Origin of the sequence: Sanguibacter gelidistatuariae (assembly GCF_900096585.1) — a bacterium.
Lineage (GTDB): Bacteria > Actinomycetota > Actinomycetes > Actinomycetales > Cellulomonadaceae > Sanguibacter > Sanguibacter gelidistatuariae.
Window position 1 is genome coordinate 903,781 of record NZ_FMYH01000001.1, and the last position, 24,249, is coordinate 928,029.

Sequence of the window (24,249 nt, forward strand, 5' to 3'; positions counted from 1 at the left end):
CGCTGCCGCCATGACTTCCCCGGGAACGTGGTCGGTTCTGTGTCGAGGATCTCAGCCGGTGATCACTCGCCGCTGACGCGGTGCTGCTCGCTGGCGACGATGGCTCCGAGCTGCTCCGCGGCGGCCTCGTCGATCACCAGCGTCGAGGCGAACCCGCCCCGCGCGGCCCCGAGCAGCCCGATCGCGACGTCGGCCCCGTAGCCGACGGTGATGACCTCTGGCGTGCGGGCGAGCTGGTCGAGCGTGACCCCGATGATGCGCTCGTCGAGAGCGGTGCGCACGGGCCTGCCCTGCGCGTCGAACAGCCTGCCAGAGCACTCCGCGACGGCTCCGGCCGCGGTTGCTGCGGCGCGCTCCTTCGCGCTCACGTGGTCGAAGACGGTCGACGACTGAGGCGACCATGCCCCCACGGCGACGACGGCGACATCGAGGGAGTCGGCCCGGTGCAGCGCCTGGGCGATCTCGGGCTGGCGGCTCAGGCCGGCGGCGGTTGCGGCGTCGTCCACGACGAGCGGCGCCCAGACCGGCCAGGTCCGCACTCCGGCCATGGACTTGAAGTGTTGGATGAGCTCGAGGGAGTTCCCACTGCCGGCCACGGGGAGCGCGCCGACCAGCTGGACGACGTCGCACGGCGGCAGCGTGTCGATGTGATGTGCTGCGGCCTCGATGGTCCGCGACCACGAGATCCCGAGTGTCGAGTCCTGGGTGATGCGTTGGACGGCAACCCGGGCGATCTCGCGGGCAAGGTGCTCGCGGGTGGCGGAGCTGTCTGTGCCTGTCTGGACGACAAGCACCTCGTGGACGCCGAGCGCTGTCGCGAGATCCTGCGCGAGGGACAGGTCAAGGTGCGCGGGTGGGGCGATCTCGATGCGGACGATCCCGAGCTCGCGGGCCTCGGCGAGCATGCGTGCCACCTGGAAGCGGGAGAACCCGCGTTCCTTGGCGATCTCGACCTTCGATTTGCCGTCGAGATAGTGGTCGGTGCTCACCTCGGTGAGCAGGTGAGCGTGGATAGCGTCGATCACAGAGTTACCCCATCTCGGCCAACGGTGACCAAATCGAGACCAGTCTAATGAGCAATAGCACTTGCTCACTTGAGCATATCGGTATTAGCATCCCCACATGAGCGCAGCGTCGCGATCATGTGAGCACGGGGTGTTACGGCCTAGTCTCTCCTCTGGCGGCGTCTCGGCTCGTCGTCATCTTGGATTCCAATTGAGGAGAACCACCGATGGGCTCAATGAAGAGTGTGTCAACGGCTGTTGGCGCTGGCTTGTGCGTCATGGCGCTGGCCGCGTGCGGTGCCGCGGGCGGCGGGGGAGGCGGAGGCGACGGGTCCAAGAACGTGACCCTGACCCTGGCCACCGTCAACAACGGCCAGATGAAGGACATGGAGAAGTTGAAGGGCACCTTCGAGAAGGCGCACCCCGGAGTCACAGTCAACTTCCAGGTCATGGAAGAGGGCGACCTCCGCAGCACGGTCACGGCCGACGTCGCGAACGCCGCAGGGCAGTACGACATCGTGACCGTCGGGTCCTACGAGGTGCCGCAGTGGGGCGCGAACGGCTGGCTCACGGACCTCACAGAACCACTGTCGGACGCCGCGTACGACGTCGACGACCTTCTCCCGCCCGTGCGACAGATGCTGACGGTGGACGACAAGCAGTACGCCGTCCCGTTCTACGGCGAGTCCTCGCTGCTGATGTACAACAAGGACATCCTGGATGCTGCGGGCGTGTCCCTCTCGGACCGCCCGACGTGGCAAGAGGTCGCGGACGTGGCGCGTGCGGTCAACTCGTCCGACACGGCGGGTATCTGTCTTCGTGGAAAGCCCGGATGGGGCGACATGTTTGCCCCGCTGACGACGGTGGTGCAGACCTTCGGCGGCAACTGGTACGACATGGACTGGAACGCCCAGGTGAACTCTCCCGAGTTCGTCGAGGCGGTCACGTTCTACACGGACCTCCTGGCTGACGCGGGCGAGGCCGACCCGGTCTCCTACAGCTTCAACGAATGCCTCACCGCTCTCAAGAACGGCAAGGTCGCGATGTGGTATGACGCATCTGTCGCGGCGTCGATGCTCGAGGCAGACGACTCGCCAGTGAAGGGCAAGATCGGATACTCCCACGCACCGGTGGTCAAGACCGAGGAGGCCGGCTGGCTGTGGAGCTGGAACCTGGCGGTTCCGAAGAACTCGAAGAACAAGGACATGGCAGTCGAGTTCGTCAAGTGGGCGACGAGCAAGGAGTACCACAACCTTGTCGGTGAGGAGCTCGGATGGTCGTTGGTCCCCCCGGGTGCCCGCACGTCGACCTATGAGAACCCCAAGTACCAGGAAGCCGCAGCGGCCTTTGCGCCGATCACGCTTGAGGTGATCAATTCCGTCGACCCGACGCACCCGGGTGTGAACCCGCAGCCCTGGGTCGGTGTCCAGTACGTGACCATCCCGGAGTTCCAGGACGTCGGGAACCAGGTCTCCCAGCTCGTCGCAGACGCGATCGCAGGACGGTCGACGGTGCAGGAGGCGCTCGACAAGGGGCAGGAGATCGCCCAGCGCGGGGGAGACGCTCAGAAGTAGCGGGTCTCGAACGACAGTCGCAGATCCGGCGACATCGCCTATCTGCTCTTTCTCCCACAGCCCGTCGTCCCGGGGCCCTGTCGCAGCGACGCGACAGGTCCCCGGGACGTGCCCGAGATGAATCGAGGCACCATCATGGTGACGACTCTTGCCCCGGCCCGGGAGGGCCAGGTGGTGCGACGCCCTGCGGCACCGCGCGGAATACGCTCGAAGCTCACGCTGCCGAGAATGCTCCTGATGCCCGCTCTGGTCATCAGCATCGCGATAACGCAGATTCCGTTCCTGGTCACGATCTACTACTCCACGCTCCGATGGAACCTGCTCAAGCCCGGTGATCGCGGCTTCGTCGGGTTCGAGAACTACCTGCAAGTGCTGCGCAGCGGTGATCTCTTTCCATCGATCACCGCAACCGTCATGATCACCGGCTTGTCTCTCGTGCTGTCTGTGTTTTCCGGGCTGATCTTCGCGCTCCTGCTCGACCGCAAGTTCATCGGGCAGGCCGTAGCACGCACGCTGCTCATCACGCCGTTCCTGGTGATGCCGGCGGCGGCAGCCCTGATCTGGAAGTACTCGATGTTCGACACGAACATCGGGGTGCTGAACGCGTCCCTCCAAGCGATCGGCCTGGACCCGGTGGCCTGGAACACCCAGTACCCGCTGGCAACCGTGGTCATCGTTCTGACCTGGCAATACACGCCGTTTATGATGCTGATCATCCTCGCTGGCCTGCAGAGCCAGAGCAAGGACATCCTCGAGGCGGCCTCCGTGGACGGGGCCGGGGCGGGGCGGACCTTCTTGTACATCACCATGCCTCACCTGAGGCAATACGTCGAGATCGCCGTGCTCCTCGGGGCGATCACGCTCGTGCAGGTATTCGACCCGATCGCGATCATGACAAAGGGCACCGGCGGGACCAAGACACTCGCCTATCTGCTGTACGAGCGAGCCTTCATCGGACTCAACGTCGGCGAGGCAGCTGCGTACGGCGTCGTCGTCGTGATCTTGACCATCATCGTGGCGTCCGTTGCTCTGCGGACGCTGTTCTCCGTATTCAAGGTCGGTGCATCCAAGTGAACGCTCGAATTCGTTCCACGCTGACGACAGCGATCACGTGGGCGCTCGTCCTTGCCTTCTTCTTCCCCGTGGCCTGGATGATCCTCAACGCCTTCAAGACCGAGGGCGTCGCGGCGTCCTCTCCTCCGGTCATCTTTTTCGACGCGACCCTGGAGAACTTCCGTCGGCTGGGCGAGCGCGGCATAAGCGGCTACATGATCAACTCGGCCGTCGCGAGCATCGGCTCCACGCTCTTCGTGATCGTGCTCGCCTTCCCGGCCGCATACGCGTTGAGCATCCGCCCCGTGGGGAAGGTGCAGGACACCCTGTTCTACTTCATCTCGACGCGCTTCTTGCCGATCGCCGCGGGCATCCTTCCGCTGTACATCATCTTCAAGAACATCGGTGTCCTGGACACCGTCGGTGCGCTGTTCATCGTGTACACGGCGATGAACCTGCCGATCGCGGTGTGGATGATCCGTTCGTTCCTCAACGAGGTCCCGTTCGAGGTGATCGAGGCGTCTCGTCTCGACGGCGCCAACTTCTTCAAGGAGATGACCAACATCGTGCTGCCGATGGTGCTCCCTGGCGTCGCGGCAGCCGCACTCATCTGCTTCATCTTCGCCTGGAACGAGTACTTCGTGGCCACGCTGCTGACGAGCTCCGCGGCCCGGACGGTCCCTCCGTTCCTGGCGAGCTTCGTGGACGGCCGCGGACAGTTCCTGGCGTCGCTCTCCGCGGCGGCGACCGTCGCGGTGCTACCGGTGATCCTCGCGGGCTGGATCGCGCAGAAGCAGCTCGTGCGCGGCTTGTCGATGGGGGCGATCAAGTAGCGGGACGGCCCCCGGGCCGGTTCCTGCTCAACCCACGCAGCCGGACGGCGGCGCACCCGCAGGTGCGCCGCCGTCCGGCTGCGTGGTGCGTACTGCAGTGCGCACTGCGTGTCAGAAGACGTCGACCACGACAGACGTCCACGACGACGCGCGCATCCGCCGGTGGCGTCCACGCCTGACGAAGACAGATTCCCTTGCGCACAAGGCGACGAAGACGGTCGTCCGTGCACACCCGACCGGGTCGGCATGGACGAGGAGAGCGCCTCTGCGCAGGCTCGGGAGAGGCGCACCGACCCCGGTGCGCGAGCGTTCCGGCGTCGACCTGGCCCGGGTGCGCCCTTCGATCGAGAGGACACCGCCATGACAACCACATCCGCCAGAGCGCCGCGACGCCCGCGACCACGAGCGAGGAACCGAGCACGAGCGTGGCGACGCTTGGTCGTGGTCGCCCTGACCACCGGACGGGAGGCGGGGATGGCGACCGCGGAGTACGCCATCGCCACCATCGCGGCGGTGGGCTTCGCAGGCCTGCTCATCCTGATCCTCAAGAGCGAGACGGTGCGGAGCCTGCTGTCGGGGCTCATCGAGTCCGCGTTGAGCGTGGGCTGACGATGATCGACCGCCGCAGGGCCTGGGCGGCGCCCGGACGGACGGGCGGCAACGGCGAACGGGGTGCCGTCACGGCAGAGTTCGCGGTCGCGCTCCCTGCGGTGGTCCTCGTCCTGGTCGCGGTGCTCCTCATCGCGATGGCCGGGACCACCCAGCTGCGGGTGGCGGACGCGGCGCGCGCCGGTGCTCGCGCCGCGGCAGCCGGCGAGAACGACGGCCGGGTCGCTGAGATCGTTCGGCACATCGGAGGTGAGGACCTCACCGTGAGCGTGCTCCGCGCGGATCCGTGGGTCACGGTCCAGGTCCGTGCGCCGGTCGCGGGAGGGTGGTTCTCCGGTGGGCTGACCGCGACCGGTGAGGCGACGGCGTGGCTCGAGAGCGCGATCGCTCCCGTACAGGGCGGCGGTGGATGAACGTCCGGGCTCCGCGCGGGGGGCACCTCCGCGGGGTCCCGGCCGACGGAGCTTCCAGGAGTCCGTGCGGGCCCCGCCCGGGTGGGGACGGCGGGAGCGCGAGCGTCCTGATGCTCGCGATCATCGCCACTCTCGTCACTGGCGCGGTCGCGGTCGCGGTGCTGGCCGGGTCGTCCGCGGCCCGCACGAGAGCGCAGTCCGCCGCCGATCTCGCGGTGCTCGGTGCCGCGACGTCTGCCATGTACGGCGACGCCCCACCGTGCGAGACCGCGCGGGAGACGGCCCTGCGTAACGGCGCCGTGCAGGTCTCCTGCGAGGACGAAGGCGCGGGGGTGTTCACGATTTCGGTTCAGGCCCCGGCGCCGGCCGGAAGGACCGCGCGGGCAACAGCGCGCGCTGGCCCGGCGTCGGCCGCGCCATGAGAGCGACCCGGCAGGTCAAACCGTCTGACGCCCGATGCGGCGATCCTGTGCACCAAGACGTTTTCACCCGCTCGCGCGCGTTAGGTGGGTGAGCAAAGGGCGTCTTCATCAGTGGAAGCACTGAAGGTGCCGCTGTAGAGGCGACGCAGAAGTCATGACAAGAGCGGATGGAGCGCCAAGGTGCCTGCACCTGAACTGAGAAGCCGAACGAAGGTAGATGCCATGGAACGTGCTGGTGTCGGCTCGACGCAACAGTCGCCGGCGGAGGTCGTGATCTCCGACTCCTACCTCGTCGAGCAGGTCCGCGACGGCAATCTCGACGCTTATCTTGAGCTGTGGGACCGGCATGTCGAGTCGGCTCGCGCGGTCGCGTCGACCGCCGACGTGGACGACGGCGAGGTGGAGTCCGTCGTCAACCGCGCCTTCTCCCGCGTGCTCGGGCAGATCACGATCAACCTCGACCCTCTCGGACCGTTCCGTCCCTACTTGTTCCACATGCTGCAGGAGGAGTTCGGCGTCCGGGAGCGAGCCGCACTGCCGCTGACGAACGTCCTGCGGGCGTTCCGCCGCCTGCCCGTGCGGGTGCAGACCGTGCTGTGGTACTCCGTCGTGGAGGAGTTGGAGACGTTGGAGGTCGCGACGCTCACGGGCGAGAAGGTCGAGGACCTGACCCCTCTGCTCATCCAGTCGATCGACCACCTGCGGGCCGAGTGGCTCGTCGAGCTCATCTGCGACCCGACCATCTCCGATACCTGCGCCTGGCTCGTGCAGCGCACCGATGCGCGCGTCCGCGGGGAACTGGGGCAGATCTCTGCCGACCGCTTCGACCGGCACCTCACCGATTGCGAGGTCTGCGCGGAGTTCCTCGCCTCTTTGGAGACCTTCCCCGACGTGCTGCGCCATGCCTTCCTGCCGCTGTTCATCGTGAACGGGCTCACCGGGAGTGCGGCAGACCTCTAGGATCGGTTGGTGGGACCGAACAGGTCCCACCCTCCGCACGTCTGCACATGTCCGGCGCCACGGCCGGTGAGAGGTTGCCACGGATGTCTTCCCAGGTCGCGATCGAGACGCTCAGCCCCGCCGAGATCGTCGTCGAGCACGAGAAGTTGTCAGCGAAGTACACCGAGCTCAAGACCCGGGGGCTGTCCCTCGACCTCACGCGCGGCAAGCCCGCGCCGGCTCAGCTGGATCTGTCGAACGCGCTGCTCGGCCTCCCCGGTGACGGCGACTTCACCGACGCCGGGACAGACACCCGCAACTACGGCGGCACCGCCGGCCTCCCCGGGCTCCGGGCGATCTTCGCCGAGCTGCTCAACGTCCCGGTCGCCCAGCTCCTCGCGGGCAACAACGCGAGCCTGGAGATCATGCACGACCTCATCGTCTTCGCGCTGCTGCACGGCACGCCCGACTCCGAGCGCCCCTGGTCCAAGGAACCGGTCGTGAAGTTCCTCGCGCCGACCCCCGGCTACGACCGGCACTTCGCGATCACCGAGTCCTTCGGCATCGAGATGATCCCGGTGCCGCTGGGCCACGACGGCCCGGACATGGACGTCGTGCGTGCGCTCGTCGCCGCAGACCCCGCCATCAAGGGCATCTGGACCGTCCCGACCTACGCGAACCCCTCGGGTGCGGTGTACTCCGAGGAGGTCACCCGCGCGCTCGTCGAGATGGAGACCGCGGCCCCCGACTTCCGCATCTTCTGGGACAACGCCTACGCCGTGCACACCCTCGTCGAGAACGGTGCGCCGGCCCTGGACATCCTCGGCTTCGCGGCCGAGGCCGGTCACCCGAACCGTCCGCTCATCTTGGCATCGACCTCGAAGATCACCTTCGCGGGCGCCGGCGTGAGCTTCTTCGGTGCCTCCGCGGAGAACATCGCCTGGTACACGACCCACTACTCGAAGAAGAGCATCGGCCCGGACAAGGTCAACCAGCTCCGTCACCTGCGTTTCTTCTCCGACGCCGACGGCGTCCGCGCGCACATGGCCAAGCACCGCGCCATCCTGGCCCCCAAGTTCGACCTCGTGCTGTCCATCCTCGACGAGCGCCTCGCCGGCGCGGGCGTGGCCACCTGGACCCGACCCGAGGGCGGCTACTTCATCAGCCTCGACGTCGTGCCCGGCACAGCCAAGCGTGTCGTGGAGCTGGCTAAGGAAGCGGGCATCGCGCTGACCGGCGCCGGGTCCGCCTACCCCTACGGCAACGACCCGCTCAACACGAACATCCGGTTGGCGCCGAGCTTCCCGTCCATCGAGGACGTCGCTGCGTCGATGGACGGCGTCGCCACGTGCGTCCTCCTCGCAGCCGTCGAGGCCCGGCTCTAGCCTCACTTCCGCCGAGCCCAGGTTCCGCCGAGCCCGGGTTCCGCTGAGTGCGGTCGAACGGCTGCCTTGTGTCCGGTTTGGGCAGCCGTTCGACCGCACTCAGCGGAGCGGGCTCACAGGGTCTTCTTGAAGAAGGTTGCGGAGTCTTCGTAGCCCAGCGCCAGGTAGAAGGGACCCGCACGGCGGCTGGCCAGCGAGATGTAGGCCGCCCCGCTCTCGCGTGCCCACCGTTCCGCCGCGTCCATCAGCATTCCTCCGACGCCGTACCGTCGGTGCTCCGCGGAGACCATCACCTCTTCGATCCACGCCAGCGGACCGTTCGCCAGGAACGAGCGGTGCGTGTGGCTCAGGAGATAGCCGACTACAGCCGCGGATGCGGGATCGACGGCGACGAGGAGCAGTGACAGCGCGCGCCCGTCGGGTGCGCGCTGCTCGCCGACGAGTGCCTCGAAGGTCGCGGTGAACTCCGGCCTCAGGACCGTGAAGGACGTGGCGAAGTCCCTGGCCAGTGGCCACACGCCAGCGAGGTCGTCCAGAGCTGCCGGGCGGACGACGACGGTCGAGGTAGTCATCTGGGAACCGTACCGTCGCGCTCAGCGTTGGATGTCCTCGAGCGCGAAAGGCGCGAGGCACGGGATTGCGAGAAGGTCGCCGCGGTGCAGGTCGTCCGGGAGATGGACCCGGTGGGACAGGTTGCCAGAGCGGTCCGGACGCATGCGGTAGCGGCGCACGTGCGCCGAGCTGTGCCGCCCGAGCAGGCGCACCGCGGACAGGACGGGCAGGCAACCCTCCAGCTCGGCGTCCACCCACACCTCGCGGGACTGGTGATACAGGGAGGGGATCGCGGCGTCGACCCGGACCACGACGATGGTGAGCCGACGGGGCTGCCCCTGCGCGCCGGAGTGCGCGGCGTCGTTGCTGGTGATGTGGATCATGGGCGTGTCCGAGGCACGAGCGAGATCCGCCATGGACACGCCTGCGACGTGCACGTCGCAGGAGGTGAGCACCGTGCCGGCCGGCCACGAGCGGACCTCGACGGTGCGTTGGCCGGCGAGGCGGCTCGAGAGCATCGTATGCAGGAGAGTCATGCGAAGACCTCTGCCATGATCGGTGACACACCGTGGCGCATCTGAACGTCCTTCAAGGACAGGGATCCTGGGTAGGGGACCGCTAGCAGGTCGCCGGTATGGATGTCGGCCGGGATCTGGAGATGGTTGGCGTCCGTGCGTCCCGTCACGATCGCGGGGACCGCGCGTGCAGTCGACGTGCGGCCGATGAGCCGGGCCTCCGACCACAGGGCGTGGTCCAGGTCGGCGTCGGTCATCAGCTCGATGCGACCTCCTTCGACGATGCGCGCGGACGTCACGGTCGTGACGAGGACGGTCGTGACCGTACCGGGTGCGGGGACGCCGCGGGCGCCCGGGCGGACGGCGTCCGCGACGTGCACACACGGTGTGCCGCACAGCGCGACCAGGTGACGCAGCGAGATCCCGCCGACGAGGACGTCGTCGATGGTCGGCCGGGTGGCGACCGGCCAGCGGTCCGTCGTGAGCGGATCGGGGATGCTTGCGCGGAGTGTGGGGATGATCGAGGTGAGGGTCATGGTTTTGGTCTACACGGGTGCTGTTCCACGCGCGACGGGCGTTGATGGAACTCAGATATCACGCCGTGCGATCTTGACGGTTTCACGACAGCCACGGACGATCGGCTCTCGTAGCGTGGAGGCATGCCTCTTCATGAGAACCCATTCGGTCAGCTTCTCGTCGCCCTTGTCACGCCCTTCACTCCCGACGGCGACATCGCATGGACCGACCTGGAATGCCACATCGACGAAGTGGTCCACGGTGGTGTCGAGGGGATCGTGGTCGCGGGGACGACCGGGGAGTCGTCCACGCTCTCCGACCAGGAGAAGATCAGGCTCGTGAAGGTCACGAGCGAGGTCGTGGGGAACCGGGCGACGGTCGTGTTCGGCGGGGGAGCGAGCGACACCGCCCACGCGATCGAGCAGTACCGGGTAAGCGCGGCAGCGGGCGCCGACGCCATCATGGTGGCCGCCCCCGCGTACATCCGCCCGAGCCAAGAGGGGATCCTCGCGCACGTGCGCGCCATCGCCGACGCGGCGGACCGGCCGGTCATGCTCTACGACGTCCCGGCTCGCACGGGCGTCGGTTTCGACCTCTCGACGCTCCTCCGGGCGGCAGAGCACCCAGCGATCTGCGCCGTGAAGGACGCCGCATGCGACCTCGCGCGCGCCGCGTACCTCATCGAGGCAAGCGACCTGCTCTACTTCGCAGGCTCGGACGCCGCAGCGCTGCCCACCCTGGCCATCGATGGCGCAGGCATCGTGAGTGTCGCCGCGAATGTCGCACCGGTGGCGTATCGGCAGCTTCTCGACGCAGTCGCGGCGGGTGAGCTACGGTCAGCGACCGCCATACACCGCAGGATCGAGCCGCTCGTACGTGCCCTCAATGACTTCGCACCACCTGCGGTCGCCACCAAGCTGGTGCTCCATGCTCTCGGGCGGATCGACAGCCCACGGGTCCGACTGCCCCTGGTGGGACCCGACCACGCCGCTGCCGAAGGCATCCACCGGGAGCTGGACCGCGTCCGGTCCCTTCACGGCGCGAAGACCGCGGGGATCCGGCTCGACCTCGCGGCCGCGACCGGCGGCGCTCTGGCGGCTAGTGGTCGCGGACCTCGGGCTTAGCCGGAGCGCCCGGCGCCGGCTGGGCGGAGCTGAGCCACCGCAGGCCGCGGGTGCTGAGATGCCCGGCGGCCCGCCAGAGCGTGCGGTCCACGATCGGCCGGTCGGGCAGGTGCAGCGGGTCCCGCGCCCAGCGGGGCAGAGTGGCCACCGCAGACCGCGCGAGAAGTGCGTAGGGGACCCGTGCCCTGCGCGGAACCGGCGCATCGGCGATGAGGAAGCGCGCGACGTCGAGCGCGGCCGGGGTGCTGGCGAGCTCGCCCCGGAATTCCTGCAGTCGGGCGCGCAGCTCCGCCCGGGTGGTCGGGACGTCGCTCGCGCCGAGCTTCACGGCGACCACGGCCGCCTGCGCGACGTACATGTCGCACTCGTCGGCGGTCAGCGGGGCAGAACCGAAGAGCTGGTGCGCGGTGAGGAAGCTGTCGACCTCGGCGACGTGGACCCAGGTGAGCAGGTGCGGGTCGTCCGCGCGGTAGGGGCGCCCGTCCGGCGCGGTGCCCTTGATGTGCCGGTGCACGGCGCGAACGACCGCGACGGCGCGCTCAGCGTCGTCGGCCGACGCGAAGGTCGTCTCCGCGAGGAAGGTGCTCGTGCGGGCCAGGCGCCCCCACACGTCGTGGCGGAAGTCGGAGAAGTCGTCGACCGCGGCCATCGCGAGGGGATGCAGGGACTGCAGCAGCAGGGCACGGATGCCGCCGATGTACATCGAGGTGTTCCCGTGCACGCGCTGGATGGGGCTGTCGGTGGGGAACCATCGCGGCCCGGGAGCGGTGTGGATGCGTTCGCGCGCCGCAGGTCCGTCGGGGCCGGCGACCATGGCGAACAGGCCGTCGCTGAGCCGGGCACGCAGGGAGGTCGTCACCGTCCCAGTCTCCTCCCGTGGTGCGCGCCGCGACCAGGGTCAGGCGGAGGGTGTCTGCTGGGCGAGCAGCACAAAGGATGCTCGTCCGCTCGCGACGCCGTTCACCTGGAGCTCGATCGCGTGCTCGCCGGGGTGGTAGCGGCGGGTGGAGATCACCTTGAACGAGTGGCGCCGGTCGACTGCGAGATGCTCGCCGGGCTGCAGGGTCGTCGTCGTGATCTTGAAGACCTTGGCCGTCTGGGTGCCGTTCGCCTTGCGGTGATGGACGACGTAGTCGATCACCAACCGGGCCGGCTCGGACCCGGTGTTGCGCACCGTCGCGGTGAAGGCGAGGACCTCGCCGACCTGGACGACCGTCGCCGCGAGGGCGGGGCCGTCCACGACGGCGCCGGGTGCCGGAGCGAAGCCGAGGAGCTCGAGCGCGCCGGGGTTCCCCGCCTTGACGAGGGTGCGCAGGGCGTGACGGACCAGGCGCTCGGTCGAGGCGTCGGGCGCGGCCAGCCAGCGCCGCGCGACCTCGACGACAACCGCCGGGTCGTGCCGGCTGAGGTCGTTGAGGTGGTTGGCGACCGAGCGGCGCACGTAGTCGCTCTCGTCCCGGTAGAGGGCGTCGAGGATCGTCAGGGTGGCGTGCGGGTCGGCCATCAGAGCCGGCACCCGGGTGCCCCAGGGCAGGAACCGGCGGGTGCCTTCGCTCGCGAGCCGACGCACGTGCTCGTCGGGATGGTCCGTCCAGGTGCGGATGGTCGCCAGGGCACGGGGGAGATCGTGGGCGAGCAGCGGGCGGATGGCGAACTCGGCCGTCAGGCGGCCGGTGAGGTCGGCGAGCAGGGCGAGGGCGTCGTCGAAGGCCACTGGGTCGGCGTCGGCCAGTGCGCGGGTGGCGACTGCCTCGGTGACGGGCCAGACCATCCAACCGGAGAGCCGTGGGTCCGCCAGAGTGCGCCGGAGGGTCGTGTCCAAGGTTGCGAAGGACCCGGGCAGGTCGCCCAGGAGCGCGGCGGAGAGGAGATCGGTGCGTTCACGCAGCGTGAGACCGGGCAGGAGGCCGGCGGCGCGGGCCAGCTCGAGCAGGGGCTCGCCCGGGGCTGCGGTCGCGATGACCCGGTGCAGGAGCTCGGCGACGTCGGTCCCGAGCAGCTCGTCGGCGGTAGGCATGGGTCCATCTTCCAGCAGATGACGCAGGGTCAGGCGGCGTAGACGGCGGTCGGGCGGCCGTTGATGTGATGCACCTCGACGGGGGTGTCGAAGACGTCGGTGAGCACGGCGTCGTCCATCATCTCCGCCACGGTCCCGGACGTGACGACCTGGCCGTCGCGCAGGGCGATGATGCGGTCGGAGTAGGCCGCGGCGAAGTTGATGTCGTGGATGACGAGGACGACTGTCTTGCCGAGCTCGTCCGCCGCACGGCGCAGCTGACGCATCATGAGGACCGAGTGCTTGACGTCGAGGTTGTTGAGCGGCTCGTCGAGCAGCACGTACCGGGTGTCCTGCGCCAGGACCATCGCGACGAAGGCCCGCTGGCGCTGGCCGCCGGAGAGCTGGTCGAGGAAGCGGTCGGCCAGGTCGGCGAGGTTGAGGAAGCTGATGGCGCCCTCGACCTTCTCCCGGCACTGCGGGGTGAGCCGACCCTGGGAGTGCGGGAACCGCCCGAAGCCCACGAGCTCACGGACGGTCAGCCGCGCGGTCATGTGGTTCTCCTGGCGCAGGATCGACAGGTGCTTGGCCAGATCGCGCGACTTCGAGGTGCGCACGTCCATGCCGCCGACGGTCACGGTTCCCGACGTCGGGTCGAGGAGACGGCCGATGATGGTCAGCAGGGTCGACTTGCCCGCGCCGTTGGGCCCGACGACCGCGGTGATGCCGCCGTCCTCGATGACGCCGCTGACCGGGCCGAGGACGACCGTGCCCTGGTAGCTCTTGGAGACGTCGGCGAACTCGATCACAGGGTGCCCTTTCGCAGGATCAAGAGGAGGAAGAGCAGGCCGCCGACGAACTCGATGATGACGGTGAGGAAGCCCGCGGCGTAGAAGACGTGCTGCATGAGGAACTGCCCGGCCGCGAGCGTGAACAGGCCGAGCAGGAACGCCATCGGCAGGACGTAGGCGTGCTTGTACGTCCCGGCCAGCTGGTAGGCGAGGGTGGCGACGATGAAGCCGTAGAAGGTCATCGGCCCCACGAGCGCGGTCGAGAACGCGATCATCGTGGCCACCAGCACGAGCATCACGGTCAGCTCGCGCTTGTGGTCGACGCCGATCGCGGTCGCGGCGTCGCGCCCGAGCAGCAGTGCGTCGAGCCTCATCCGGCGCAGCCAGACGACGACGGCGATCACCGCGCAGACGGCGAAGGCCAGCGGCAGGTAGTCGTCCTTGACCGCGCTGAGGCGGCCGAAGAGCTTGACCGAGAGCAGGTCGTACTCGGTCGGGGAGAGCAGGCGCTGCAGGAAGGTGGAGAGGGAGTCGAAGGCCATCCCGATCACCACGCCGACGAGCAGCATGAGGAACAGGCTGCCGAACCTCCCCGAGAACAACCACCGGTACAGCAGCGTGGCGAACAGGACCATGAGAGCCGTCTGGGCCACGAGCTTGGGCAGACCCTCGGTGCTCGCGATGACCGTCCCGCCGAACACGAAGACTATGAGGGTCTGCATGAGCGTGTACATCGAGTCGAAGCCGATGATCGACGGTGTGAGGATCCGGTTGCCCGTCACCGTATGGAAGACGACGGTGCCCACCCCCTGCGTGAACGCGGCGATGACCATCGCCCCGACCATCGTCAGGCGCCGGGGGAAGGTGAAGTCGAAGGACCCCCTGATGAACAGCAGCAGGAAGCACGCGATCGCGATCGCGGTGAGCGCGCCGACGATCCACAGCCGCGCGGCCGGTGTGAGCCGCGCGGTGACGCGCGCCGGGAGGCGGGGGAGGCGGGGCAGGCGAGCCGCGCGCGCGGCGAGCCGACGGCGTAGCCCCGGTTCGGCGTCGGGCAGCCCGGTCGCGGACGGGGCGGACGTGGGGGTGCTAAGCACTGACATGACGACGCTGCCTCAGGACCAGGGCGATGAAGACGACGGCGCCGACGGCGCCGAGGATGACGGAGGCCGGGATCTCCATGGGGGCCACGACCGTGCGTCCGACGAGGTCGCACGCCAGCAGCAGGCCGGTGCCGATAACCGCGACCCAGGGGAGGTTCTTGCGCAGGTCATCGCCCAGGAGCATGGAGACGAGGTTGGGGACGACGAGGCCGAGGAACGGGATGAAGCCGACCACGACGCTCGTGATCCCGGTGGCCAGAGCGACCATGGTCACGCCGGCGAAGACGACTCGTTCGTAGCGGATGCCGATGTTGGTCGCGAGGTCCTTGCCGAGGCCGGCGGCGGTGAAGCGGTCCGCCATGACGACGGCGAGGACCGCGATCACCAGGACCGCCCACAGGGGTTCGTAGAAGCCGCGGACGATGCCGCTGAAGCCGCCCGAGCGCCACGCCGACATCGACTGCAGCAGGTCGAAGGTTCCCGCGAGGAAGGTCGTGACCGCGCCGACCACCGCGCCGAGCATGATCCCCACGAGCGGGACGATGATCGAGGAGCGCACGGTGATCCGGCGCAGCACCCCGAGGAACACCATGGTCCCGGCGAAGGCGAATCCGCTGGCCACGACCATCTTCACGAGGGGTGGGGCGGCCGGGGCGAGGATCAGGCAGGTGAGCACGCCTAGCCCGGCCCACTGGCTGGTGCCCGCCGTCGTCGGCTCGACGAACTTGTTCTGGGTGATCATCTGCATGATGACCCCCGAGAAGCTCATCGCGACCGCCGCGAAGATCAGTGCGAGGGTGCGCGGGACCCGGGAGATGACGAACATGTTCCGGGCCGCGGGGTCGGTGAAGAGGTTCGACACGGTGATGTCGTATCCGCCGACCAGCAGCGACGCGACGATCAGGGCGGCCACCGCCACGGCGACGAGCGGCAGCAGGATTCTGCGAGACATGGAGAAGGCCTTGGGGGAGGAGGCGGGGTGCACGACGGCGGGCCACCGGCCCGCGAGGGGGCCGGGCGGCCCGCCGAGGCGCGGGGCAGGTGGTGCTACTTGGCCGTGAAGGCCGCGGTGACCTGCTCGTAGGCCTGGATGTAGGCCTGGATGCCTTCGCGGGTGTAGAACTGCGGGTCCAGGTAGATGATCTGGTCGTTCTTGGCGAAGGTGGTCTCGGCGAAGGCTTCGGTCGCGTCGATGATGGCCTTGGCGGGCTGCGCGCCCTCGGTCTTGGCGCCGGCGTCGCGGTCGAGCACGATCATCCAGTCCGGGTTGGCCTGCGCGATGGTCTCCGGTGCGAGGCCGGAGTCGCCGTGGATGTCGCCGTCCTTGCCGGCGAAGATGTCGGTGAGGGTGAGCGGCTCGAGGATGCGTCCGATGCGCTCGGCGCCGTTGTCGATCTTGCCGCCGTTGACGACCGAGAGGAAGACGGTCTCGCCGTTGGTGGCCGCTGCGGCGTCGGTCGAGGCGGCGTCGAGGTCGGCGACGAGCGCGGCGGCCTCGTCCTGCTTCTGGAAGATCTCGCCGAGGGTGGTCGTCTGCGCCTGGAGGGAGGCGACGTAGCCGCCGGCGGCCTCGTCGGACCCGGCGATGTCGATGGTCTGCGCGATCGACTCGAGGTCCTCCTGCACCTCGGTGAAGCGGTACCCGCCGAGGATCAGGTCGGGGTCGGCCTCGGAGACGAGCTCGAGGTTCGGCTCGCGGTGGGTGCCGATGTCCAGGATGGACTCGTCGGCGATCCAGTCTTCGAAGCCGGTGCCGGGTAGCAGGCCCTTGGGCACGGCGACGGGCGTGATGCCCCAGTCGCGCAGGGTCTCGAAGGAGGTGTTGTCGAGGGCGACGACGCGGGCCGGGTTGACCGGGACCTCGACGGTCCCAAGGTTGGATTCGATCGACACGGAGGACGGTGCGCCAGCGGACGACGTGGGGTCGCTCGTCTCGGCGGCACCGGCGCCGCAGCCGGTCAGGAAAAGGGCTCCGACCAGGACGGAGGCCGCCCCGACGACGGTCTTCGAGAGATGCAGGGCCATGGTGTCTGGGGTCTCCGTTGCCTGTGAATGAGATGAGCGTCCGCTGTGAAATGCGGAAGCAGAGGGTGGCCTAACTAACGTAAGGCATGCCTTCCTTAGGCTGGCCATATTCGTCATGATCGTGGTGAGCGTCACAGTCGTTTCGCGGTGTGCGCTCAGGTCTTGGCGGGTTCGTGCCGATACGATCTCTGTGACCGCTCCCGACGACTTCCCTCGCTCGCCGACCGGGCGTGTGCCGCTGTGGGTCCAGGACGAGGTCGCCGGCCGCCCGCCCGCTCCGACGGCGTGGCGGACGTCGGGCGGGGTGGAGCAAGGCGGGCGGCGGACCTCCACCCCGCGCAGCTGGAGCGGGGCAGATCCGATGCCCGCCGGGTGGTCGCCGGTGGTGCCGGACCGCCCCCGGCGTGGACGGCGTCGTGCTGCCCGACGCCGCAGCCGTCACCCCCGCGGGGTGGCCGTGCTGACCGTTCTTGTGGTGCTCTGCGGGGTGTGGTGGAGCTGGTCCTTGCAGAACCGGCACACGACGTCAGACCCCCTCGCGGGCCTCCCCACCGGATTCTTCGAGCCGGGCGGCGTCTTCGGGGACCAGCCGCGGCGGGCGTCAGACGGCAGCCTGCTGCCACCAGCTGGGCAGGAAGAGTCCCCGACCCGGCTCCTGCCCGTGGTTTCCCCGGTGGCCGTTTCCGACGAGTACGCCTTCGTGTCGCCGAGCGAGGACGCGCTGCGTCCCTACGGCTGGTCGCCGTGCCGGCCCGTCCACTACGTCGTCGACCTCACCGGCGCACCCGCCGGCTTTGAAGAGAGCGTGGGCGTCGCGGTCGTTGAGATCAGTACGGCCACCGGGCTCCTCTTCGTCGACGACGGCATGGTCATCGAGGCGGCGAACCCCGTGCGGGAGTCGTATCAGCCGGCGGTGTACGGGGACCGGTGGGCTCCGGTGCTCATCCGTTTTGCCGACGACCTCACGGTGCCCGGCCTGGCTGGTGACACGGTGGGTCAGGCTGGCGGCTCCGCGATGACCGGCCCGTCCGGTATCACGCACTACGTCAGCGGCACCGTCTATCTCAACGTCGAGCTGTTGGGCATGCCCGGGCTCGGCGGTGTGCCCGCGTACCTGCCGGTGCTGCGGCACGAGCTGGGCCATCTGGTCGGCCTGGACCACATCGAGGACCCGAGCCAGCTCATGTATCCCACGACCGGCTTCGCCTACACCTTCCAGGCGGGAGACCTTGCGGGTCTGTCGCTCCTGGGTCAGGCCGCCTGCGCCCCCGACCTCTGACCCGGCGGGTGGGGAGCGGGAGGTGAGCAGGTCGTCGCCGGGTCCGGCGCTCGGTCAGGAGCTTGGGGCGTGCGCCAGCAACGCGTCGAGGACCCGCACCGCGGCGGCCTTGTCGAGGGGGTGGTTGCCGTTGCCGCACTTGGGCGACTGGACGCAGCCGGGGCAGCCGTCGGTGCAGGCACAGCGGGCGATCGCCTCCCGGGTGGCGCGCAGCCACTGTTCTGCGAGGTGGAAGCCGCGCTCGGCGAAGCCCGCACCGCCCGCGAGAGCGTCGTAGACGAAGACCGTGGCGCGCTCGGTGTCGATGTGCACGTCGGTCGACACCCCGCCCAGGTCCCACCGGTCGCACGTGGCCAGCAGCGGGAGCAGGCCGATCGAGGCGTGCTCGGCGGCGTGCAGCGCGCCGGGGACGGCGTCGGCCTGGACGCCCGCGGCCTCGAGCACCTCCGCGGAGACCGTCCACCACACCGCCGCCGTGCGCAAGGTGCGCACCGGCAGGTCGAGCGCCTCGGTCCCCAAGATCTCTTGGGCGGGCATCCGGCGCCGCTGGAAGCTGACCACCTGGGACGACACCTCGACCGTCCCCAGGCCCCACTCGACCGGCGATCGGGTCTCGCCCTCCGGCGGCGCCCCCCAGTCCGCGCGCTGCTTCTCCTCGATGACCGCGATCGACGTGATGTCCCGGGACCACGTGCCGTAGCCGACGTCCTTCCGCGTGACGAGCGCGACGGAGCCGACCAGGTCGTAGCTCTCCACGACAAAGCTCTCGCCCTGGTGGACGTACACAGCCCCGGCGTGCACGGAGCCGTCTGCGGACGAGCCGTCGACCGTGCCGAGCAGTCGCCCGGTCGCGGACTCCACGACGGAGACCGGGGTGCCGCCGTCGCCGCGGATGTTCGTGAAACCGGCCGCCGGCTGGTGGTGGGTCCAGTACCAGCCCGAGCTCCGACGCCGCAGCGTGCCGCGCTCGGTGAGCTGGTCGAGCAGCACCCGCGCACCGTCGCCGCCGAAGAGCGGCAGGTCCTCGACCCGCAGCGGCAGCTCGGCCGCCGCCGCGCACAGGTGACCGGTCAGGACGTAGGGGTTGGTCGGGTCGAAGACGGTCGCCTCGATCGGGGCGGCGAAGATTGCCGCCGGGTTGTGCACGAGGTAGGTGTCGAGCGGGTCCTCGCGGGCGATGAACGCCACCAGCCCGTCCGCCCCGGCCCGCCCCGCGCGCCCGGCTTGCTGCCACAGCGACACCCGGGTCCCCGGCCAGCCGATGATGAGCACCGCATCCAGCCCGGAGATATCGACGCCGAGCTCGAGCGCGTTGGTCGTCGCGAGCGCGCGGATCGCCCCCGAGCGCACGGCACCCTCGAGCGCGCGCCGCTCCTCGGGCAGGTATCCGCCGCGATAGGCGGCCACCGCGCGACCGAGCGCCGGGTCGACGGCGCGCAGGTGGTCCGCGGTCGTGGACGCCACGGACTCCGCCCCCCGGCGCGATCGGGTGAACGCGAGAGTCCGTGCGCCGTGCACGGTGAGGTCGGCAAGCAGGTCGGCGGCCTCGGCGGTCGCGGACCTGCGCGGTCGGGGACCGCCGGGTCCGCCGGTGTCGACCGGGTCGGCGTCGTCCACCAGGCCAAGCTCGTCGAGGCCGCTGCCGCCGGACCCGGCGGGCCCGACCGACCACGGGTCGTCGGTGAGCGCCGCGACGGCGGCGCGGCCGGCCAAGCGCGTGAAGCCCGCAGACCCGGGCACGGGCGGCAGCTCGGGCGGCTCCCACAGCACGAAGGTCTTGCGCCCGGCCGGGGAGAAGTCTTCGGTCACCGCGACCACCTCGTCAGGGCCGACGCCGATCAGCCGGGCCGCGCTCGCGGCCGGGTCCGCGGTGGTCGCCGAGGCGACGACGAAGGTCGGCCCGAGCCGCCCGCCCGGCCCTGTCCCCGTCCCCGGCCCTGTCCCCGGCGGGCCGGCCGGGGCATAGTGCACGGCGAGGCGCTGCAGCCGGCGCAGCACGAGGGAGACGTGCGCCCCGAACACCCCACGAAAGGCGTGCCCCTCGTCGACGATCACGTAGCGCAGGGACCGCAGGAACCGGGCCCAGCGGGCGTGGTTGGCGAGCAGGGAGAAGTGCAGGTAGTCGGGGTTGGTGAGCACGACGTCGGCGTGGTCCTGGATCCACTTGCGGGCGGCGAAGGGCGTGTCGCCGTCGCACGTGTCGACCTGCACGTCGCGGGCGCCGCTCGCGCGCAGCAGGCCGCTGACGGCGTTCAGCTGGTCGGCCGCGAGGGCCTTGGTGGGGCTCAGGTAGAGGACCGATCCGCGGTCACGGGCGGACTCGATGCGGCCCGGGTTGAAGATCTGGCCGGCGCGGTCGGAGCGCACACCGGTGAGTGCGGGGAGCCAGAAGGCGAGGGACTTGCCCGAGCCGGTCGAGGTGGCCAGCACGGTGTGCTTGCCCGACCACGCGGCGTCGGCGGCCTCGACCTGGTGCAGCCACGGCCGTTCGACGCCCATCGACCGGTACCCGGCCACTAGGGCCGGGTCGGCCCAGGCCGGCCAGTCGCCCTGGGTGCCGGTGCGCGCTGGCAGGTGCTCGACGTGCGTGAGCCGGTCCGAGCGACGCCCGCCCGCTAGCAGGACGTCGAGGAGCTCATCTACGCGGGGCACGGGGTCGATTCTCCCACCCGCCACCCACGCCGGGTCCTGTGCGGCCGGGGAGGCGCCCGGTCAGCCGCGGAGCTCTGCGTTGAGCCGTGCGGCCTGACGCGCGAGGTGCTCGCGCTCGGGCAGGTTGGGCGCTGATCGGGCGGCTTCGGCGTAGAGCCGTGCGGCGGTCACGGTGTCACCGTCGCGCTCGTGCAGGTAGGCCGCGGCGGCGGTGAGGCGGGGCAGGGACGGATCGAGCCCTTCCAGAGCGGCCAGGCCGGCACGCGGGCCGTCGGCCTCACCGACCGCGACGGCGCGGTTGAGGCGAGCCACCGGGCTGTCGGTGATCCGCAGCAGCTCGTCGTACCACTCGACGATCTGCGCCCAGTCGGTCTCCGCAGCACTGCGGGAGTCGGCGTGCAGCGCGGCGATGGCAGCCTGGACCTGGAACTCCCCGAGTCGGTTGCGCGCGAGGGCCGACTGGAGCACGTCGACTCCCTCGGCGATCAGCCGGGTGTCCCACAGGCTGCGGTCCTGCTCCTTCAACGGGACGAGGCTGCCGTCGGGACGGCTCCGTGCCGGGCGCCGGGCATGGTGCAGCAGCATGAGCGCGAGCAGGCCTGCGACCTCCACGTGCGCGATCTCGGCCGCCAGCTGCCGGGTGAGTCTGATCGCCTCGGCGGCGAGGTCGACGTTGCCGGAGTAGCCCTCGTTGAAGACGAGGTAGAGCACACGCAGCACCGTGGCGACGTCACCGGGCTGGTCGAATCCGACACCCGAGACGGTTCGCTTGGCCCGGCTGATCCGCTGGGCCATGGTCGCCTCGGGCACGAGGTAGGCCTGCGCGATCTGACGGGTGGTCAGACCGCCGACCGCGCGCAGCGTGAGCGCGACCGCCGACGCGGGAGACAGAGATGGGTGAGCGCAGAGAAAGTACAGCTGGAGCGTGTCGTCCACCGCCGTGCCCGGACCGGGCACGGGCTCGTCCCCGACGACCGTCTCGCGCCGCCGCCGGGAGGTGTCTGCGCGGGCGGCGTCGAGGAACTTGTGCCAGGCCACGGTGACCAGCCAGCCCTTCGGGTCCCGCGGCGGATCATCCGGCCACACGCGCACCGCGACGACGAGGGCGTCCTGCATGGCGTCCTCGGCCGCCGCGAAGTCAGCCCCGCGGCGGACGAGGACGCCGATCACCGCGGGGGTGAGGGTCCGCATCAGCGCCTCGTCCACGGTGCGTCACTCCGTGATGGTCGGGGGCATGTCCAGGAAGGGGCGAATCTCGAGCCACTCGTGGATCGGCTTGCCGCCCGGGGACAGCGCCTGTCCGTCGACGAACTCCCCGGTGCCCTCGAGCCGGGCGGCGAAGTCATTCATGTACTGGATGTGCGCCGAGACCTCCTCGGGCGCCCACTGGTCCATCGGGACGTCGTTGATCGCTGCAGGTGCGCCGCGGTAGTGCTTGAGCAGCAGGTACTTGGCCATGATGTTCTCCTTGATGAGGTACGAGCCATTGTGGTCGTGTTCACCCCGGGGACGGAACAGCGGGCGAGATATCGACATCACACCGAGCCGGTCCCGGAACTCAACCCGGCTCTATCGGGTCGGGCATGATGACCTGTATGGCACATGACTGGCGGCCCATCCTGGCGGCGCTCGCGGACGAGCGAACCTTGGCCGTCTACGCGCAGGTAGTCCTGGCCGCCCCACCGGTGACCGCGACGCACCTCACCTCTCTTGATCTTCGCGCTCTGCGGCGCCTCGTTGCCACTGGTCTGGTGGTCGAAGACGGGGAACGCTTCCGCGCCAGGCCCGCCGTCTACTCCGAAGCGCTCGCATCTGCCGCGCAGGTCGATCGCGGCACGGCGGGATCGGCTGACGGTCCTGAGCGTTTTCTCTCTGACGGGAAGCTGCTCAACCTCCCACGCAAGCGCAGCGACCGAGAGGACGTGGTCCGGCTGCTCGCAGGGCGGGTGCTTGCCCGGAGTGAGCGCGTGAGCGAAGGTGAGCTGATGCTTCGTCTGGGTGAGCTGGCCTCCGATCCGGTAGGTCTCAGGCGCGCGATGGTCGACGCAGGCTTCATATCTCGCACCCCGAACGGTTCCGAGTACTGGTCGACCTGACGGGCTAGCGCCCCAGCACGAGCGACTGGATCGCGACGACCGCCGCCCCGCGGGCCCACCGGGCCAGCTCGGGGCTCTGCAGGGCGATCTCGGGGTCGCGGGTGCGAGGGTTGCGGCCGGAGTGCAGACCCTCGGTGACAGCGTCCGCGGCCACCTCCGCGAGGCGCACGCCCTCACCGCCGAGCACGATCCGCTCGGGCATCGTGAGGTTCGCGATCGCGGCGATCATCCGTCCCAGCGCACGGCCGGCGCGCTGCACGAGGGCGACAGCGTCGGGGTCGCCGGCCGCCGCGAGGTCGAGCAGCTGGTCGTAGGTGACCGGCCGGCCCAGCCGCTGGGTGCCCTGGGTGACGAGCGCGTCGAGGGTGAGCATCGCCGTCGCGCAGCCGGTGTGACCGCAGGAGCCGAGCGGCCCGGACGGGTCGAGCGGGAAGTGGGAGAGCAGGCTGAACCCGGCCTCCGGGCTGGTCACCGTCGCGCCGTGGACGACGAGCCCGTAGCCGATCCCCGCGCCGATCGTGAACAGCGCGAAGCGGTCGCAGCCGTGCCCCTCGCCGAACCAGTGAGTGGCCTCGGTGACCGCGACGATGTCGTTCTCGACGACGGTCCGCAGCCCGGTGCGCTCGGTGAGCAGCGCCGCGAGGGGGAGGTCCTGCCAGCCGAGGTAGTCAGCCAGCGTCACTGTCGAGCGGCCCTCGACGTGCCCGCCGAGGCTGATGCCGAGCCCTGTGACCGCGGCGCCGGGGCGCAAGGATGCCAGCCGGGCGACGAGCCTGTCCACGAGGAGCACGACGGTGTCGAGCGCGTCGTCCAGCGAGTGCGAGGGGAGCGGGGCGTCGTCGGCAGCGAGGATGTCGGCGCGCAGGTCGGTCAGTGCGGCGTAGGCGTGGTCGCCGGTCAGCTTGATGCCGACGAAGTGGTGCGAGGAGGGTGCGACGTCGAGCGGTTGGGTGGGGCGCCCCAGCCGCCGGGCGGTCCCGGACGTCGCAGGCGCGGTCTCCGCGGCGGCTTCGACGAGCAGGCCGGAGTCGAGCAGCGGCTTGGTGAGGCGGGTGAGGCTCCCGGGGGACAGGCCGATGCGGCCCGCGAGGTCGCTGCGCGAGAGCGGACCGTCGAGCAGCACCGCGAGCGCGATCTGCCGGGTCGGGCCGGACAGGGGTGTCCAGGGGATCGGGGCCGGAGAGTTCATGATGTGAGCGAGTTTATTCCATCTGTCAAATAAGCTGGCAGCCAGAGTCAGGGCGCACATCCAGTTGATCTGCACTGTGCCCGTGGCGCCTCAGGGGTGAGTCCGGGCGATTGACAGCAGACTAATTTCCAGCGTAGAACTAAAGCATCGACAGTGCCGGGATCGCAACCCGGAGCGAG

At 69.7% G+C, this 24,249-nt stretch carries 25 protein-coding genes; 11 read left to right on the plus strand and 14 right to left on the minus strand.

Features of this window, described 5'->3' with window-relative positions; genetic code table 11:
• Nucleotides 1-62: 62 nt before the first annotated feature.
• Nucleotides 63-1,025 (minus strand): sugar-binding transcriptional regulator, encoded by a 963-nt coding sequence (locus tag BLQ50_RS04035; RefSeq protein WP_245700863.1) that lies wholly within the window; start codon nt 1,023-1,025, stop codon nt 63-65.
• Nucleotides 1,026-1,240: 215 nt separating this feature from the next.
• Between BLQ50_RS04035 and BLQ50_RS04040 the strand changes: the two genes are divergently transcribed.
• The 8 genes from BLQ50_RS04040 to BLQ50_RS04075 all read left to right on the plus strand — a co-directional run bounded on the left by BLQ50_RS04040 (nt 1,241) and on the right by BLQ50_RS04075 (nt 8,232).
• Nucleotides 1,241-2,578 carry an ABC transporter substrate-binding protein gene (locus BLQ50_RS04040; protein ID WP_093181345.1) on the plus strand — a complete coding sequence of 446 codons (1,338 nt, stop codon included), beginning with the start codon at nt 1,241-1,243 and terminating at the stop codon, nt 2,576-2,578.
• A gap of 237 nt (nt 2,579-2,815) precedes the next feature.
• A complete protein-coding gene (locus BLQ50_RS04045) occupies nt 2,816-3,652 on the plus strand; it encodes a carbohydrate ABC transporter permease (RefSeq protein ID WP_245700864.1) in 837 nt (278 codons plus the stop codon).
• A complete protein-coding gene (locus BLQ50_RS04050; RefSeq protein ID WP_245700865.1) occupies nt 3,649-4,464 on the plus strand; it encodes a carbohydrate ABC transporter permease in 816 nt (271 codons plus the stop codon). The genes BLQ50_RS04045 and BLQ50_RS04050 overlap by 4 nt, the downstream gene beginning before the upstream one ends.
• A 441-nt stretch (nt 4,465-4,905) precedes the next feature.
• A complete protein-coding gene (locus tag BLQ50_RS18965; protein ID WP_342672044.1) occupies nt 4,906-5,073 on the plus strand; it encodes a DUF4244 domain-containing protein in 168 nt (55 codons plus the stop codon).
• 2 nt (nt 5,074-5,075) lie between these two features.
• Nucleotides 5,076-5,486: a TadE family type IV pilus minor pilin gene (locus tag BLQ50_RS04060; RefSeq protein ID WP_093181355.1), complete on the plus strand. Its 411-nt coding sequence runs from the start codon at nt 5,076-5,078 to the stop codon at nt 5,484-5,486.
• Nucleotides 5,483-5,908 carry an Rv3654c family TadE-like protein gene (locus BLQ50_RS04065; protein ID WP_093181356.1) on the plus strand — a complete coding sequence of 142 codons (426 nt, stop codon included), beginning with the start codon at nt 5,483-5,485 and terminating at the stop codon, nt 5,906-5,908. The genes BLQ50_RS04060 and BLQ50_RS04065 overlap by 4 nt, the downstream gene beginning before the upstream one ends.
• 222 nt (nt 5,909-6,130) lie before the next feature.
• Complete coding sequence (locus tag BLQ50_RS04070) at nt 6,131-6,868, plus strand: sigma-70 family RNA polymerase sigma factor (protein WP_093181357.1); 738 nt, start codon at nt 6,131-6,133, stop codon at nt 6,866-6,868.
• Between the two features lie 83 nt (nt 6,869-6,951).
• Nucleotides 6,952-8,232, plus strand: coding sequence for an aspartate aminotransferase type Ic (locus BLQ50_RS04075; RefSeq protein WP_093181358.1), 1,281 nt, complete (start codon nt 6,952-6,954; stop codon nt 8,230-8,232).
• Nucleotides 8,233-8,345: 113 nt separating this feature from the next.
• Here BLQ50_RS04075 and BLQ50_RS04080 read toward each other — a convergent pair whose 3' ends face one another.
• The 3 genes from BLQ50_RS04080 to BLQ50_RS04090 are packed head-to-tail and all read right to left on the minus strand — an operon-like array spanning nt 8,346 to nt 9,835.
• Nucleotides 8,346-8,804 (minus strand): GNAT family N-acetyltransferase, encoded by a 459-nt coding sequence (locus BLQ50_RS04080; RefSeq protein WP_093181359.1) that lies wholly within the window; start codon nt 8,802-8,804, stop codon nt 8,346-8,348.
• 21 nt (nt 8,805-8,825) lie between these two features.
• Entirely contained in the window at nt 8,826-9,320 is a 495-nt protein-coding gene (locus BLQ50_RS04085) for a hypothetical protein (protein WP_139185724.1), read from the minus strand.
• Entirely contained in the window at nt 9,317-9,835 is a 519-nt protein-coding gene (locus BLQ50_RS04090; RefSeq protein WP_093181361.1) for a hypothetical protein, read from the minus strand. The genes BLQ50_RS04085 and BLQ50_RS04090 overlap by 4 nt, the downstream gene beginning before the upstream one ends.
• 123 nt (nt 9,836-9,958) lie before the next feature.
• On the opposite strand from BLQ50_RS04090, the gene dapA reads away from it, so the two are divergent.
• Nucleotides 9,959-10,939 carry a 4-hydroxy-tetrahydrodipicolinate synthase gene (dapA, locus tag BLQ50_RS04095; RefSeq protein WP_093181366.1) on the plus strand — a complete coding sequence of 327 codons (981 nt, stop codon included), beginning with the start codon at nt 9,959-9,961 and terminating at the stop codon, nt 10,937-10,939.
• Here dapA and BLQ50_RS04100 read toward each other — a convergent pair.
• The 6 genes from BLQ50_RS04100 to BLQ50_RS04125 all read right to left on the minus strand — a co-directional run bounded on the left by BLQ50_RS04100 (nt 10,914) and on the right by BLQ50_RS04125 (nt 16,854).
• On the minus strand, nt 10,914-11,798 hold the full coding sequence (locus BLQ50_RS04100; RefSeq protein WP_245700866.1) for an oxygenase MpaB family protein: 885 nt from the start codon (nt 11,796-11,798) through the stop codon (nt 10,914-10,916). The two genes, dapA and BLQ50_RS04100, sit on opposite strands and share 26 nt — an antisense overlap.
• A 39-nt stretch (nt 11,799-11,837) precedes the next feature.
• Nucleotides 11,838-12,956: a DNA alkylation repair protein gene (locus BLQ50_RS04105; RefSeq protein ID WP_093181367.1), complete on the minus strand. Its 1,119-nt coding sequence runs from the start codon at nt 12,954-12,956 to the stop codon at nt 11,838-11,840.
• Nucleotides 12,957-12,985: 29 nt separating this feature from the next.
• Nucleotides 12,986-13,744: an iron ABC transporter ATP-binding protein gene (locus BLQ50_RS04110; RefSeq protein ID WP_093181369.1), complete on the minus strand. Its 759-nt coding sequence runs from the start codon at nt 13,742-13,744 to the stop codon at nt 12,986-12,988.
• Complete coding sequence (locus tag BLQ50_RS04115) at nt 13,741-14,829, minus strand: iron chelate uptake ABC transporter family permease subunit (protein WP_093181371.1); 1,089 nt, start codon at nt 14,827-14,829, stop codon at nt 13,741-13,743. Before BLQ50_RS04115 ends, BLQ50_RS04110 begins: the two co-directional genes overlap by 4 nt.
• Entirely contained in the window at nt 14,816-15,781 is a 966-nt protein-coding gene (locus BLQ50_RS04120; RefSeq protein WP_093181706.1) for an ABC transporter permease, read from the minus strand. The genes BLQ50_RS04115 and BLQ50_RS04120 overlap by 14 nt, the downstream gene beginning before the upstream one ends.
• 95 nt (nt 15,782-15,876) lie before the next feature.
• Nucleotides 15,877-16,854, minus strand: a complete 978-nt coding sequence (locus BLQ50_RS04125) for a siderophore ABC transporter substrate-binding protein (RefSeq protein ID WP_093181372.1) — start codon at nt 16,852-16,854, stop codon at nt 15,877-15,879.
• 190 nt (nt 16,855-17,044) lie between these two features.
• On the opposite strand from BLQ50_RS04125, the gene BLQ50_RS04130 reads away from it, so the two are divergent.
• Nucleotides 17,045-18,133 carry a matrixin family metalloprotease gene (locus BLQ50_RS04130; RefSeq protein WP_175559007.1) on the plus strand — a complete coding sequence of 363 codons (1,089 nt, stop codon included), beginning with the start codon at nt 17,045-17,047 and terminating at the stop codon, nt 18,131-18,133.
• A 54-nt stretch (nt 18,134-18,187) separates the two neighbouring features.
• Here the strand turns inward: BLQ50_RS04130 and BLQ50_RS04135 are convergent, their stop codons facing one another.
• Genes BLQ50_RS04135 through BLQ50_RS04145 form a run of 3 tightly spaced genes read right to left on the minus strand, consistent with a single transcriptional unit; the run spans nt 18,188 to nt 22,243 of the window.
• On the minus strand, nt 18,188-20,785 hold the full coding sequence (locus tag BLQ50_RS04135; protein ID WP_093181374.1) for a DEAD/DEAH box helicase: 2,598 nt from the start codon (nt 20,783-20,785) through the stop codon (nt 18,188-18,190).
• A gap of 60 nt (nt 20,786-20,845) precedes the next feature.
• Entirely contained in the window at nt 20,846-21,991 is a 1,146-nt protein-coding gene (locus BLQ50_RS04140) for an RNA polymerase sigma factor (protein ID WP_093181375.1), read from the minus strand.
• 6 nt (nt 21,992-21,997) lie between these two features.
• On the minus strand, nt 21,998-22,243 hold the full coding sequence (locus BLQ50_RS04145) for a hypothetical protein (RefSeq protein ID WP_093181708.1): 246 nt from the start codon (nt 22,241-22,243) through the stop codon (nt 21,998-22,000).
• A 137-nt stretch (nt 22,244-22,380) separates the two neighbouring features.
• On the opposite strand from BLQ50_RS04145, the gene BLQ50_RS04150 reads away from it, so the two are divergent.
• Nucleotides 22,381-22,881 (plus strand): DUF2087 domain-containing protein, encoded by a 501-nt coding sequence (locus BLQ50_RS04150; protein WP_175559008.1) that lies wholly within the window; start codon nt 22,381-22,383, stop codon nt 22,879-22,881.
• A gap of 4 nt (nt 22,882-22,885) precedes the next feature.
• On the opposite strand, the gene BLQ50_RS04155 is transcribed toward BLQ50_RS04150, so the two are convergent.
• The gene (locus BLQ50_RS04155) at nt 22,886-24,070 is read right to left on the minus strand and encodes an ROK family transcriptional regulator (RefSeq protein ID WP_093181378.1); all 1,185 of its coding nucleotides are present in this window, start codon (nt 24,068-24,070) and stop codon (nt 22,886-22,888) included.
• Nucleotides 24,071-24,249: the final 179 nt, after the last annotated feature.

What these genes read in the sequence shown, in the direction of transcription:
- BLQ50_RS04155 (WP_093181378.1), bottom strand. Translation starts at nt 24,070, where the DNA reads ATGAACTCTCCGGCCCCGATCCCCTGGACACCCCTGTCCGGCCCGACC.
- dapA (WP_093181366.1), top strand. Translation starts at nt 9,959, where the DNA reads ATGCCTCTTCATGAGAACCCATTCGGTCAGCTTCTCGTCGCCCTTGTC.
- BLQ50_RS04070 (WP_093181357.1), top strand. Translation starts at nt 6,131, where the DNA reads ATGGAACGTGCTGGTGTCGGCTCGACGCAACAGTCGCCGGCGGAGGTC.
- BLQ50_RS04085 (WP_139185724.1), bottom strand. Translation starts at nt 9,320, where the DNA reads ATGACTCTCCTGCATACGATGCTCTCGAGCCGCCTCGCCGGCCAACGC.
- BLQ50_RS04080 (WP_093181359.1), bottom strand. Translation starts at nt 8,804, where the DNA reads ATGACTACCTCGACCGTCGTCGTCCGCCCGGCAGCTCTGGACGACCTC.
- BLQ50_RS04090 (WP_093181361.1), bottom strand. Translation starts at nt 9,835, where the DNA reads ATGACCCTCACCTCGATCATCCCCACACTCCGCGCAAGCATCCCCGAT.
- BLQ50_RS04040 (WP_093181345.1), top strand. Translation starts at nt 1,241, where the DNA reads ATGAAGAGTGTGTCAACGGCTGTTGGCGCTGGCTTGTGCGTCATGGCG.
- BLQ50_RS04150 (WP_175559008.1), top strand. Translation starts at nt 22,381, where the DNA reads ATGGCACATGACTGGCGGCCCATCCTGGCGGCGCTCGCGGACGAGCGA.
- BLQ50_RS04060 (WP_093181355.1), top strand. Translation starts at nt 5,076, where the DNA reads ATGATCGACCGCCGCAGGGCCTGGGCGGCGCCCGGACGGACGGGCGGC.
- BLQ50_RS04145 (WP_093181708.1), bottom strand. Translation starts at nt 22,243, where the DNA reads ATGGCCAAGTACCTGCTGCTCAAGCACTACCGCGGCGCACCTGCAGCG.
- BLQ50_RS04075 (WP_093181358.1), top strand. Translation starts at nt 6,952, where the DNA reads ATGTCTTCCCAGGTCGCGATCGAGACGCTCAGCCCCGCCGAGATCGTC.
- BLQ50_RS04115 (WP_093181371.1), bottom strand. Translation starts at nt 14,829, where the DNA reads ATGTCAGTGCTTAGCACCCCCACGTCCGCCCCGTCCGCGACCGGGCTG.
- BLQ50_RS04125 (WP_093181372.1), bottom strand. Translation starts at nt 16,854, where the DNA reads ATGGCCCTGCATCTCTCGAAGACCGTCGTCGGGGCGGCCTCCGTCCTG.
- BLQ50_RS04045 (WP_245700864.1), top strand. Translation starts at nt 2,816, where the DNA reads ATGCCCGCTCTGGTCATCAGCATCGCGATAACGCAGATTCCGTTCCTG.
- BLQ50_RS04105 (WP_093181367.1), bottom strand. Translation starts at nt 12,956, where the DNA reads ATGCCTACCGCCGACGAGCTGCTCGGGACCGACGTCGCCGAGCTCCTG.
- BLQ50_RS04065 (WP_093181356.1), top strand. Translation starts at nt 5,483, where the DNA reads ATGAACGTCCGGGCTCCGCGCGGGGGGCACCTCCGCGGGGTCCCGGCC.
- BLQ50_RS04120 (WP_093181706.1), bottom strand. Translation starts at nt 15,781, where the DNA reads ATGTCTCGCAGAATCCTGCTGCCGCTCGTCGCCGTGGCGGTGGCCGCC.